The sequence below is a fragment of the Halioxenophilus aromaticivorans genome (genome assembly GCF_042850945.1).
Lineage (GTDB): Bacteria > Pseudomonadota > Gammaproteobacteria > Pseudomonadales > Cellvibrionaceae > Halioxenophilus > Halioxenophilus aromaticivorans.
On the sequence record NZ_AP031496.1, the window covers coordinates 299,523 to 311,599 of the forward strand.

Below are 12,077 nucleotides of genomic sequence, written 5' to 3' on the forward strand. Positions count from 1 at the left end.
AAAAACGATGACTTTTAATCCTGGCAAGAAACTCTACATCTCCGACGTGACCCTGCGCGACGGCAGCCACGCCATCCGCCACCAGTACTCCATCAAGAACGTGCAGGACATTGCCCGTGCCCTGGACCAGGCCAAGGTGGATTCCATCGAAGTGGCCCACGGCGACGGCCTTCAGGGCTCCAGCTTCAATTACGGCTTCGGCGCCCACACCGATCTGGAATGGATCGAAGCGGTGGCCGAAGTGGTGACCCACGCCCAGATCGCCACTCTGCTGCTGCCCGGCATCGGTACCGTCCATGACCTGGACAACGCCTACAACGCCGGTGCACGAATAGTGCGAGTAGCGACCCACTGCACCGAAGCCGATGTGTCCAGACAGCACATCGAACATGCCCGGAAGCTGGGCATGGACACCGTCGGTTTCCTGATGATGAGCCACATGCAGACCCCGAAAGGTCTCGCGGAACAGGCCAAGCTGATGGAAGACTACGGGGCTACCTGCCTGTACGTGGTCGACTCCGGCGGCGCCATGAACATGAACGACATCCGCGACCGCTTCCGGGCCCTGAAAGACGTGCTGAAGCCGGAAACCCAGACCGGCATGCACGCTCACCACAACCTCGCCCTTGGTGTGGCCAATTCCATTGTTGCCGTCGAAGAAGGTTGCGACCGGATTGATGCTTCCCTTGCCGGCATGGGTGCCGGTGCCGGCAACGCCCCGCTGGAAGTCTGTGTGGCCGCCTTTGACAAGATGGGTTGGGAGCACGGCACGGATGTCTACGCCCTGATGGACGCGGCCGACGATATTGTTCGCCCGTTGCAGGACCGCCCGGTACGGGTGGACCGTGAAACCCTGGCGCTGGGTTACGCCGGTGTCTATTCCAGCTTCCTGCGCCACTCCGAAGTGGCGGCGCAGAAGTATGGGCTGAAGGCCGTGGATATTCTGGTTGAGCTTGGCCGCCGCCGTATGGTGGGTGGCCAGGAAGACATGATCGTGGATGTGGCGCTGGATCTGCTGGCCGCCCAAAAGGAGCAAAACGCATGAGCAAAACATTGAGCCGCGAGCAGATGCTGGCCCTGGCCGAACATGTGGAAAACGCCGAACTGCAGGCCCATGACATTACCAAGGTCACCAATGATTACCCGGATATGACCTTCGAGGATGCCTACGACGTTCAATGGGAAATTCGCCGCCGCAAGGAGGAGCGGGGCAACAAGATCGTTGGTATGAAAATGGGGCTAACGTCCTGGGCCAAAATGGCACAGATGGGTGTCGAGACCCCGATCTATGGTTTCCTCGCCGATTATTTCAGCGTGCCAGATGGCGGCGTGGTCGACACCAAAGAACTGATTCACCCGAAAATCGAGGCCGAGATTGCCTTCGTCACCAAGGCACCCCTGAAAGGGCCAGGGTGTCACATTGGCCAGGTTCTGGCAGCGACCGACTTCATGATTCCTGCTGTGGAAGTGATCGATTCCCGTTATGAGAATTTCAAGTTCGATCTGGTGAGCGTGGTTGCCGATAACGCTTCGTCGACCCGCTTTATAACCGGTGGCCAGATGGCCGACGTTGCGGACGTGGACCTGAAAACCCTGGGTGTGGTGGTCGAGAAGAACGGCGAAGTGGTCGATGTGGGCGCAGGCGCTGCCGTGCTGGGCCATCCGGCCTCCAGCGTGGCCATGCTAGCGAACCTGCTGGCCGAGCGGGGCGAACACATCCCTGCAGGCACCTTCATCATGACCGGTGGTATCACCGCCGCCATCGCCGTGGAACCCGGTGACAACATCACTGTGCGTTATCAGGGACTGGGAACCGTTTCCGGACGATTCATCTGACTCTGACAAGGAGGCGTTATGCCCATTGCTCAGCTTTACATTATTGACGGTAGAACGGACGAGCAGAAAGAAACCCTGATCCAGGAAGTGAGCGAGGCCATGGCCCGCTCCCTGGATGCCCCCATGGACCGTATCCGGGTAATGATCACCGAGATGCCGAAGCAACACTTCGGTATTGGTGGTCAGTCGGCCAAAAAACTGGGGCGGTAGACAGGTGAGCAAACTGCCAGTGCTGTACCTGTCCTGCGAAACGGAAGCCCTGACCGGTCCCAAGGGACAGGAGAGTCTGCGCCGACTGGTACCGCGGGATCAAGTCGTGGACAGCGTGGCTTTTATCACCTCAGAGGAAGGCGGCGCACAGCCGAACATACTTCACCAGTGTGGTGAGGGCGTTCTGGCCAGGCGCCTGCAATCCGACATGAAGGCGCGGGGGTTTGAGGTTGCCGTCAATGGTTCGCGGGAGCCCGGCCTCAAGCTGCTTGCCGAGAGCATGATACAGCTGGTGCCCGCGGAGGTGATTGAATTGCGCCTCAATACCGGGATGGCCAGTGAGCATTATCGGGAGATCGGCCACTGCATTGAAGCATTACGGGATCAGGGTGTATTACTGATTTGCCTTGACCGACTGGACGCCAATGGCAATAACGCCAGCTATCATCAGCCCCACGACAGCTATATCCGGAACCTGATCCGGCAGTGGGAGGATGAGCAAAGGTGGGTGAATGCGATGTCGAACTCAAGCCTCAGGGGAGGTGGTTCGTACGCCACCAATGGCAGCCCCGTGGCAGAACCGACATTATGTATCCTCAATACCGCCTTCAGCCTGGGCGGAATGAAAGCGCCCCAGCGCCTGTTCGGGTTTTCCCTGAATCAGAACAGGCAGTCCCTCGCAGGTTATGGTTGGATGCAATAAACTACGGAAAAAACAAAGGATTCCGTAAATGCTCAAACTGTTGATGGTGGGTGCCGGCGGCATTGGTGGTTACTACGCAGCAAGGTTTCTGGAAGCAGGGCATCAGGTTGTACTTACAGCCCGCGGGGCTCATTTGCATGCGCTTAAGCGGAGCGGCTTGACAGTCCACTATGAAGGTCGCGAGCCGGTCCATATGGCGGCTGCTCATGACCATCAGGAACTTGTCACCCGATATAAGTCTGACGAGTTTGACCTTATCATCATCACACTCAAAGCCACGGCAACAGTTTCGGTGGTGAGTGAGCTCGGCGACTGGCTGAAGCAGGGACGGGCACCCGTGCTTTCCTTGCAGAACGGAGTCGATAATGAACCACTGCTAGCGAAAGCAGTTGGTGCTGAAAGAGTCATCGGTGGACTTGCGGTCCTTATAGGAGGACACATTGCGAGGCCGGGCGTTATAGAAGCCGAGGGCCTCGCGCAAATCGTGATGGGGGAATGGCCCAAAGTCAGCGGTAGGCAGGATTCCCGAACTCCGCTACTCAAGATCCTGGTTGCCGCTTTTAATGATGCCGGTATTCCAACTAGGTATTCCGATAACATTAACTATTAGCTCTGGCGTAAACTCCTGATTAATAACGGGGTTAACCCACTCTCTGCCCTTACTGGCTTGGATACTCGAAGCCTTACCCATCACCCCGGATTCAGAAAAATCGTGTATGGAATGATGGCTGAAACCGTCGAAGCCTCAAAGGCAGACGACGTGAATCTCGGAAAGAAGGACCTGGGCGAGATGTTTGAGCTGATCAGTAGCTTCAATGCGATCAAGACGTCAATGCTTGTCGATAGGGAAAGAGGTCGCCCGCTGGAACTGGATACCATTGCCGGGGCGGTACTGCGACGCTGCGAGCGTCTGGGGATTAAGGCTCCCTATACTGAGGCAGTCCACACATTATTGATGCACTCAGGTGATTGAAACCTTGGGATGAATTCATTGACGGGCGGGCATTGAAGCAACCGGAGGCTTGCCTGCGCTCGCTATTTGAACCTGTCCCAGTACGGAGGTTCGCCGAAAAAACTGTCGATAAAGTCGACAAAGCTAGGAACCTTGCTTGCCAACAACTGCCGGTGTGCATATACCGCATAAAGTACCATGGGCTCTGGTTCATGCTCTGGCAGGACGACCTTCAGTTTTCCTTCCCTGATCGCCGCCCCAGCAATGAAGGTGGGCTGCAGGGCGGTGCCGGCTACGGCAATCGCCGTTTCTATCAATACGTCACTGTTATTGCTGATCATCTCCCTAGTTTCGTCGCGACCACTGCCTTGTAGCCACTTCTGTACCGTGTGATCTGCATCCAGGGTAAGTAGTCGCCCCTGAAAAATAAAAACCTGAGTAAATGCAATTATTTACCGTGAATCTGGGGTATACAATCCACCATAAATTTACCCGTTTCGCTCAAAAACCGGGAAAATGCCCATGATCCGTAAGCGGCCGATAATCCCATCTTGAGCCAGGCGCTGCCGCCGTCAGGATAGTGTCCACTTATTTTCTAGTGGACACTTAACATGAACGAAGTAAGCGTAACCAAGCCCTACCAACGCCGTCGCCGGTTTTCCGGGGAATTCAAAGCCCAGATTGTTGCTCAATGCCTGGCACCTGGTGCCTCCGTTTCCCGGATCTCCCTGGATAACGTCCTCAACGCCAACATGGTCCGGCGCTGGATGAGTGAAGCGCAGCGAGCGGATAAAACACCGGAATTTGTACCGGTCAAACTGCCAGCGGCAACCTCAGCACCGAGCAACCCGTCGGTCTCGGACAAGCGTAGCACCATCCGCATTGAGATTCCCCGCGCCGGCGGTGCGGTCGTGGTGGAGTGGCCTGCGGAGCAGGCTCACCAGTGTGCTGCCCTTTTGCGGGACCTGTTGGGATGATACGCATCGACGAGATCTGGCTGGCCACTGAGCCGCTGGATATGCGGGCGGGGCCCGACAAGGCCCTGGCCCGGGTTATTCAGGTGTTTGGTTCAGCCAGACCCCATTGCGCCTACCTGTTCGCCAACAAAAGGGGCAACCGGATGAAGGTACTGATCCACGATGGCCTCGGCATCTGGCTCTGCGCCCGCCGGCTGAACCGAGGCAAATTCCACTGGGGCGAAACCTGGCGCGGTGAGCAACTGCGCCTGACCGAAGAGCAGTTGTCCGCCCTGGTTCAGGGCCAGCCCTGGCAACGCCTTGGGGCCGACGGCGTTATCTCCATCCTGTAACCACAAGTGCCGTGATGCCGCTATAGCCAGAACCGCGAATCGCTTGCCGCACAGGGACTTGGCATATTAGGTGGCATGACTCAGCGCCCCGACATCAACCAACTCTCTGCCGATCAGCTCCGTGCCCTGGCGACGGAACTGATGGACTCTCTGGACGCCAAGGATCAAGTCTTGGGCCTGAAGGAGCGAGAGTTGGTGCGCAGCAACGCCATCATCGAGAAGCTGACCCACGAAGTAGCCATCCTCAAGCGTCACAAGTACGCCAGGCGCAGTGAACAACTCGATGCGGATGGTGCTACGCTTGTCCGAGACCGATTGGTTGCCCGATAAAGCAGTTGCCACAGGCAGATTAACCGGAACAAATCCCGGCGTTCCTGGTGTTTTATTCGCTCGCTGCGCGCCCTTCATCCAGCGCCGGACCATGTTGGCGTTGAGACCGTTATCCAGTGAGATCCGGGAAACCGAAGCACCGGGTTCCTGGCACTGGGCAACAATCTGAGCTTTGAATTCCCGAGAAAACCGGCGACGGCGTTGGTAGGGTTTGTTTACGCTTAATTCTGCACTTCCCCCAATACGCATGACACACACGACCCATCTGAGTCTTGCGATCCTTCCGATCGCTCACCGGATCGGGCCCTTGAAAAAACCACAAAACGGAAGTTCGGTGAGGCTTTGGCCCTTGTCTTGGCGAAGCTGGCGAATTCTGAGATTTGATCGGCCGTCACCTTCTCGTCGGGGCCTACCTCTACAGTGCCCGCTGACAGAGATACCAGTGGAAAACGGCAGGGCTGGCCGTTTCGGTCTTCGGATTCAATAAACCCGCTTTTCAGTATGCAATCGCTGTAAAAGCGCCGGCTTCGTTCGGCGAATAGTGACTGTACGGTACCAGCATTATAATTAGCTGAGGACGAAGAGCTGATGACGACAAAATCGTCCCCACCTATGTGCCCGACAAAGTCATCACTGGCATGGAATACCTCTTTCAAAAGCTCAGCCAGCAAAACTATTACCTGGTCACCAACCCGGTAGCCGAGGACATCGTTCAAAGGTTTGAACATGTTGGGGTACTAGGGATTTTCCGTCCAAAAACGACAAAAATCGCTGAAAGCCCCGCCATCCGTGGCCTCTCAGGGAGTATTACTATTACCGAACCGGTAAATATCCCTCGATTGTGCGCATCAGTTCCTCCAGATCCGGTAACTTTTCACTCAATTCGAAGGTATAGATACCCTTTAAGTTGATGTTATACCAAGCCACTGGAGAAGCCTGTTTGACTATCTGTATTCGTTTATCGTCATTCTGATATTCGAAGCTGGTAAGCAGCTGGCTGAGTATGCTGGAGTTAAAATAGATGATGGCGTTGGTGACCAGACGTGCACATTCGTTCCAAAGTTGGATTTCTTCATCAGAGCTACCCCGGAACTGATCCCCATTGACGTTACTAATCGCTCGACGCAATTGGTGATAGGCCTCCCCCCGGTTAAGGGCGCGCTGAACATAGTTGCGCAGACTGGCATCATCGATGTAGTTAAGCAGGTAATTCGCTTTTACCAGGCGATTGTACTCGGTCAGGGCCTCCAACAAGGGATAGTTTTTCTTGTATCCGGAGAGTTTCCGAACCAACGTGGCCTGTGTTGTCTTTCGTTCTTTGAGTGACACTGCGATTCGTTGGATAGTGTCCCAGTGCTGCATGATACGTTTGGTGTTGATGGGCTTTTTCAGGTGTAGCTGGATTCTCTGATCCTTCCCTTCCTTTACATCAAACATCTCATTGATGACGCGGCCAACCTGCGCGTAGCGCGGCGCAAAGCTGTAACCGAACAGATCCAACAGAGCGAAGTTGACGTGATTGACCCCATGGGTATCGGTAGAGAGGACATCCGGAATGATCTCGGAGCTGTTGTTCATCAGCAAGTCAAAGATGTGGTGGGATTCGTGTTCATTCGCACCGATCACCCTGGCGTTAACGGCAGCGTGATTGGCGATTAAGCTCATGGCCGAGACGCCTTTCTGAGTGCCAAAGTACTTCGATGAGTAGCGCGTTTTGAAGGTTTCGCGCCGAGCCTCGAACTTTTGGCCATCGGCACTGGCGTGGATAATATCCTCTTGGATGTTGTAATGCTTGAAGATGGGCAGCTTGGCCGTCGCGTTGTTGATGTTATCGCTGGCTACATTCAAAGTTTCCAGTCGTAGATAGTTTGCCTGGATGGTGCTGAGTTGATCATAGGTGCGATCGGAGATTTGAGCCATGCCGTAGATGCCTTGGTTTGTCGCATTTCCCACCAGAATCGCTAGCAGGTCATATTCGTGGACTCGGCTCTTGGACTGGGAACCCATTACATGTTCAAAGCAATCAATGAACCCTGTGTCGCGGTCAACCATGCGCAACACATCGGCGACGCCCGTCGTCGGTATCTGCTGGAAGAAGGGGTTGTTGACCAGGTACTTTTTACTCGCTGTCGGTAACCGCCATAAGCGCTTACCCTTGGGATTGCGCAGGATGATATTACGGTTATCATCTTGTTCCAGGTAATCACTGACCTCATGAAAACGGATCTCCAGATCCCTGGCCATTTGCTCGATCAGTTTATGCGGTTCAGCGGTCAATTTTGGTAGCTGGGTTTGATCCAGCAACTCAGCCTTTTCTCTTTGCCAGCGTCCTCGACTCACCAGATCAGCCTCCAAAGCCCGGTATTTAACGACATTCGGCAAGGTCAGTTGCCCATTCAATCGGTCAGGGATTTGTAGATACAGGTACCATTCGTAGCGACCTGGGTTAAAATTTCCGCCCTCGTCCTGCAAGAAAGGCAACTGTTTTTTGGGTGGCAGCCGGCCGTCTATATTTGCCGTTGAGATGACTCCTGGGGCTGAGAAGTCAAGTCGGGCGTGATCCAGTACTGCTGCTAGGCGTTGAGTGCCCTCACTGCCTTCGAAGCGCAGGCAAAGAAACAGCTGCCGGAGCAAACCTTCCCTTAAGCTATCTCTCTGGTCATAATACTGCCACGTAGCTTCTTCAACGGAACGCTTTTGTTCATTCAGAAACAGACAGACGGACTCCAGGTCTTTCTCCGCAAGAAGCTTCAGGGCTTTCTGCTTTACCGACCCAAACGGTTGCTGTTGATCAATGCTGCCATCAATGAATAGGTGCAGAACTTCTGCCGCCTTGCTGACATTTTTAGCAGCTTTTTGCCAGTCCTTATAAACTGCTTCCTGCGCATAGGTCTTGGCTTTTTGCTTGATCTGTCGGACATGATGAACAAAACCATCAGCTATGCGCTCCAATGCCTGCTGCCAGCGGGACTGCAGATAGCACAGGAGATAAAGCCGCTGATTGCCCACAGACTGCCGTTTCATCTTGGCACCATAGTAGTCGACCCGCTCAGCAAGATGTTGTTGATTTTTCTGGGACAACGATAGTCCGCTCAAGAGGGAATTCACTTCCGGCATCCAGTGCTGGATATGGAAATGTACGGCCAGCTCCTTCTCCAGCTCGGTACCAGTAAAGTTACGGGCATATTGACGCAACTGTCGTAATGTAAGCGTTCCGTCACCATTTACAAGGGTGGCCAATGCTTGTTTTAAATCCGGAGACAGCTCAAATTCTACGTGGGTAATCAGCCGTTCTTGTTCCTGACCAACAACCTGGCTGATGATTTTTTGCAGTGTGCTGTAGGCTGGGATCGCAATTTTCTGCCCTGACAAATACTCAATGGCTGCATCGAAGAGGTATCTCGGAGCAGACCAAGCTTTGGCCTGCTTGATTAGGTGGGCTACCAAGGCAGATTCATGGCCTTTAGAGCTCCAGCGCTGGTATTCACAGAGTTCGAATATCCGCTGGTAAATCCGCTCGTTTTCTTTCTGAGATAGATTGAACGGCCTAAAGCCCGGTCCTGGTAGTACTGTTTGGTGGACGTGCTTGAGATCATGTTTTATCTGATGAAAACCAAGGTTTAGCGCGACAGGCTTAGCCTTAAAATAACCCAACAACAAGAAAAACATGTAGCGCTGGCCACGATTTCGGAATTTATTGCCAACTGCCAGTTCCTTGTCGTTAAGAGAGAAAAAGAATCGTTGATCGTTAGATGTGAAAATTGGGGGGCCGTAAAAATCATCTTGTTCTGCATCAGACAGGATCTGAACACGTTCTTCATATGCCATATTTTTAGCCTAAAAAAGCTAAATTTTAACCAAAATCGGTGTAAATATGGACTTCAGAGAAAGTAATACCATTTGGGAGACTACGGATGGCGGGGGCTACAGCGTTTTTTGTCGTTTTTGGACGGAAAATCCCTAGTACCCCTTATGCGTTAAGTAAGCAAACACTTCTAAAGTTACTTCCGATATTGCCGAAACGAACATAAGACAGGACAGACTATAACAATTTATTGTACCTATTGGCACCGCAGGCCTTTTGACGCAGCATTTTACAGCGCGCTCGCCAGTTTATAGAGAAATTCAGCTCTAGTGGGCCTCACTTGTTAACGAGAAGGACAACGGTTTCTATGTATCTGGAGCACTTCGGACTAAAACGCTTACCTTTTTGCATTACCCCGGATGCCAGAGCCTTCTATCGTGGCAGCGATCGCGGTGTTGCACTTCAGGCCCTGTGCTTTGCCATAAGCCGGGGGGAGGGGATTACCAAGGTTGTAGGCGAAGTGGGTACCGGTAAGACTATGCTCTGCCGTATGCTGCCTCTGGCTTTGAAAACCAAGTTTGATTGGGTTTATCTACCTCATCCCAGTCTGTCACCAGAGCACATCTTGCACACCATTGCCTATGAATTGGGTGTCAATATAGGCGACCGAGACGACAAGTTAGCGGTGATGCGTAAACTGCAAAAGACCTTGCTAGTTCGCCATGCTAAGGGCCGGCACGTGGTTGTGCTGATCGAAGAAGCCCAGGGTATGCCCATCGAAACCCTGGAAGAAATTCGCTTGTTAAGCAACCTCGAAACAGATCGCCACAAGCTGATACAAATAGTCTTGTTTGGCCAGCCCGAACTCGATGAGAAGCTTTCGGCGAGCCATATCCGTCAGTTGAAGGAGCGAATTTCGTACAGCATACAGTTGCAACCGCTGTCACAAGCCGAGGTATTGCAGTACGCAAATTTTCGCCTGCGGGCTGCCGGTTACCGTGGCCGAAACCTATTCGACCGACGTAACGCCAAGCTCCTGTACAAGTACTCTGGTGGCTTAATTCGCCGGATAAACATCCTGTGCGACAAAACGCTGCTGAGTGCCTATGCCCATAACCGGTTAGAAATAGCCGGTCAAGACATCCGTTCGGCAGCCCAGGATTGCCGTTACAAGCCTCGCTGGTATTGGATGCCGATGCTCCGGGTAGCAGTACTCGCTGCTTGCTGCATTTTAGGAGGTGAATATACGGGTACAGGGATAGATCGGTTAGGAGAAATGTATGATCAAGCCGGTTAACGCCGTTGGACTTGGTGCGCTTTGTTGGTTGCTAACGGCCTGCCAATCTATACCGCCAACACAAGCCAACAGTACGACAACTGAGCCAGCTAAAACACCAAATGCTGCCATTCCGCAACCTGTTCGAGGAACCCCCTCACTGCCAATTCCGGCATCCAAGCCGGATATCTCTGAATCGATACACACCGTGGTTGTCAGCGATGTGCCCTTGCGTGAGTTGCTGTTTTCATTGGCCAGAGACGCCAAGCTTGATCTGGACTTGGACGTTGCCGCCAAAGGTCTAGTGACCATTAACGCCATAAGGCAACCGCTATCACTTATTTTGGAGCGTATTGTTGCCAGCAACGATCTACGCTATAGCATCAAAAATAGCGTGCTAAAAATTGAAAAAGACACTCCGTTTATTCGAAACTACGCAGTAGACTACCTCAATATCACGCGTAGCGCGGTGGGCAAGGTCAGCGTTTCCACCCAGATCAGCGCCACCGGCCAAGGTGCCGGAGATACCGGCGGCGAGTCGGGCAGTGGTGATAACAATTCGTCCACCAAGGTAGAGAATATATCTGAGCACAATTTCTGGCTTGCTCTGGAAAACAACATCGCTACGGTACTGGGCGCTACATACGAAGGTGAAACCCACCCGGATATTTTTCTCAATCGCGGGGCGGGCCTTGTCGGCGTACGTGCTAACAGTCGCAAACACCGCGAAATTCAACAGCTTATCGATGAGATTCAGAACAGCAGCCAAAGGCAGGTTTTAATTGAGGCAACTATCGCTGAAGTTACCTTGAATGATAGCTTTCAAGCGGGCATTGATTGGTCTCAAGTCTCTCAAGATGTCGGCGACGCTTGGTCGCTAAGCCAAAATATGACCGATATTTCACTATTCGATCGACCGAGCTTTAATTTCACGGTAAATCGAGATAAAAGTAACGGCGATTCTTTGCAAGGTACGCTGAGTGCGCTGGAAACCTTTGGTGATGTTCGAGTTATGTCCAGCCCCAAAATCATGGCCATGAACAACCAAACTGCACTACTAAAGGTTGTAGATAATCTTGTGTACTTCACGGTAGATGTGAACATCGACGAGGGCGATGACAACTCCGGTAGGTTATACACCTACGAATCCGAAATTCATACTGTACCTGTAGGTTTTGTTATGGGTGTAACGCCGTTTGTCAGTGAGGCTGGCGAGGTTACGCTCAATGTACGCCCCACCATTTCTCGAGTTATCGGCCAGCAAAGAGATCCAAACCCGGCCTTGGCGGAAGCCAATGTTGTGAGTGAAATTCCGATTATTCAAGTTCGCGAAGTGGAGTCTATATTAAAAGTTAACAGTGGTGATGTTGCTGTTATCGGCGGGCTAATGCAGGACGAGAAAAAGAAGACCTCTCGAGGAGTTCCGGGCATCTCTCGCATTCCCTATGTAGGTTCATTGTTTAAATACCAAGATGACAACAAAAACAAGACAGAGCTCGTTATATTTATAAAGCCAGTGGTTGTGAGGCAAGCCAGCATAGATAAAGATCTGCGTGGCTTCCGAAAATTCTATAACGAGATCAGTGCGCACTAGGTTGGATTAACAATAAATCGTTTCCTACGATGGGAGTTGGGCCGAGCATGCTGTATCAGGAA

General features: G+C 52.8%; 14 protein-coding genes. 10 read left to right on the forward strand and 4 right to left on the reverse strand.

Features of this window, described 5'->3' with window-relative positions:
• Positions 1 to 7: 7 nt before the first annotated feature.
• From dmpG to ACGHM3_RS01515, 6 genes are read left to right on the forward strand one after another with little or no spacing between them, the layout of a single operon-like run.
• Entirely contained in the window at positions 8 to 1,045 is a 1,038-nt protein-coding gene (gene dmpG, locus ACGHM3_RS01490; RefSeq protein WP_168450422.1) for a 4-hydroxy-2-oxovalerate aldolase, read from the forward strand.
• Positions 1,042 to 1,836, forward strand: coding sequence for a 2-oxo-3-hexenedioate decarboxylase (gene dmpH / locus ACGHM3_RS01495; protein ID WP_168450423.1), 795 nt, complete (start codon positions 1,042 to 1,044; stop codon positions 1,834 to 1,836). The genes dmpG and dmpH overlap by 4 nt, the downstream gene beginning before the upstream one ends.
• An 18-nt stretch (positions 1,837 to 1,854) precedes the next feature.
• Positions 1,855 to 2,046: a 2-hydroxymuconate tautomerase gene (locus ACGHM3_RS01500; protein ID WP_168450424.1), complete on the forward strand. Its 192-nt coding sequence runs from the start codon at positions 1,855 to 1,857 to the stop codon at positions 2,044 to 2,046.
• 4 nt (positions 2,047 to 2,050) lie between these two features.
• The gene (locus tag ACGHM3_RS01505) at positions 2,051 to 2,749 is read left to right on the forward strand and encodes a hypothetical protein (RefSeq protein WP_291948268.1); all 699 of its coding nucleotides are present in this window, start codon (positions 2,051 to 2,053) and stop codon (positions 2,747 to 2,749) included.
• Between the two features lie 28 nt (positions 2,750 to 2,777).
• Positions 2,778 to 3,359 carry a ketopantoate reductase family protein gene (locus ACGHM3_RS01510; protein WP_210425234.1) on the forward strand — a complete coding sequence of 194 codons (582 nt, stop codon included), beginning with the start codon at positions 2,778 to 2,780 and terminating at the stop codon, positions 3,357 to 3,359.
• A gap of 15 nt (positions 3,360 to 3,374) precedes the next feature.
• Positions 3,375 to 3,722 (forward strand): ketopantoate reductase family protein, encoded by a 348-nt coding sequence (locus ACGHM3_RS01515; protein WP_210425251.1) that lies wholly within the window; start codon positions 3,375 to 3,377, stop codon positions 3,720 to 3,722.
• A 62-nt stretch (positions 3,723 to 3,784) separates the two neighbouring features.
• Here ACGHM3_RS01515 and ACGHM3_RS01520 read toward each other — a convergent pair whose 3' ends face one another.
• The gene (locus tag ACGHM3_RS01520) at positions 3,785 to 4,153 is read right to left on the reverse strand and encodes a LysR substrate-binding domain-containing protein (RefSeq protein ID WP_082040614.1); all 369 of its coding nucleotides are present in this window, start codon (positions 4,151 to 4,153) and stop codon (positions 3,785 to 3,787) included.
• Between the two features lie 159 nt (positions 4,154 to 4,312).
• Between ACGHM3_RS01520 and tnpA (ACGHM3_RS01525) the strand changes: the two genes are divergently transcribed.
• Positions 4,313 to 4,678 (forward strand): IS66-like element accessory protein TnpA, encoded by a 366-nt coding sequence (gene tnpA, locus ACGHM3_RS01525; protein WP_168450425.1) that lies wholly within the window; start codon positions 4,313 to 4,315, stop codon positions 4,676 to 4,678.
• Entirely contained in the window at positions 4,675 to 5,010 is a 336-nt protein-coding gene (tnpB, locus tag ACGHM3_RS01530) for an IS66 family insertion sequence element accessory protein TnpB (RefSeq protein ID WP_168450426.1), read from the forward strand. Before tnpA (ACGHM3_RS01525) ends, tnpB begins: the two co-directional genes overlap by 4 nt.
• 66 nt (positions 5,011 to 5,076) lie before the next feature.
• Here tnpB and tnpA (ACGHM3_RS01535) read toward each other — a convergent pair whose 3' ends face one another.
• The 3 genes from tnpA (ACGHM3_RS01535) to ACGHM3_RS01545 all read right to left on the reverse strand — a co-directional run bounded on the left by tnpA (ACGHM3_RS01535) (position 5,077) and on the right by ACGHM3_RS01545 (position 9,168).
• Positions 5,077 to 5,589 (reverse strand): IS66-like element accessory protein TnpA, encoded by a 513-nt coding sequence (gene tnpA / locus ACGHM3_RS01535; protein WP_210425235.1) that lies wholly within the window; start codon positions 5,587 to 5,589, stop codon positions 5,077 to 5,079.
• Positions 5,562 to 6,068: a diguanylate cyclase gene (locus tag ACGHM3_RS01540; RefSeq protein WP_168450427.1), complete on the reverse strand. Its 507-nt coding sequence runs from the start codon at positions 6,066 to 6,068 to the stop codon at positions 5,562 to 5,564. Before ACGHM3_RS01540 ends, tnpA (ACGHM3_RS01535) begins: the two co-directional genes overlap by 28 nt.
• 85 nt (positions 6,069 to 6,153) lie before the next feature.
• A complete protein-coding gene (locus ACGHM3_RS01545) occupies positions 6,154 to 9,168 on the reverse strand; it encodes a Tn3 family transposase (protein WP_168450396.1) in 3,015 nt (1,004 codons plus the stop codon).
• Positions 9,169 to 9,512: 344 nt separating this feature from the next.
• Between ACGHM3_RS01545 and ACGHM3_RS01550 the strand changes: the two genes are divergently transcribed.
• The gene (locus ACGHM3_RS01550) at positions 9,513 to 10,442 is read left to right on the forward strand and encodes an AAA family ATPase (protein ID WP_345426867.1); all 930 of its coding nucleotides are present in this window, start codon (positions 9,513 to 9,515) and stop codon (positions 10,440 to 10,442) included.
• Complete coding sequence (gene mshL, locus ACGHM3_RS01555; protein ID WP_345426865.1) at positions 10,426 to 12,015, forward strand: pilus (MSHA type) biogenesis protein MshL; 1,590 nt, start codon at positions 10,426 to 10,428, stop codon at positions 12,013 to 12,015. The genes ACGHM3_RS01550 and mshL overlap by 17 nt, the downstream gene beginning before the upstream one ends.
• The last annotated feature ends 62 nt before the right edge of the window (positions 12,016 to 12,077 follow it).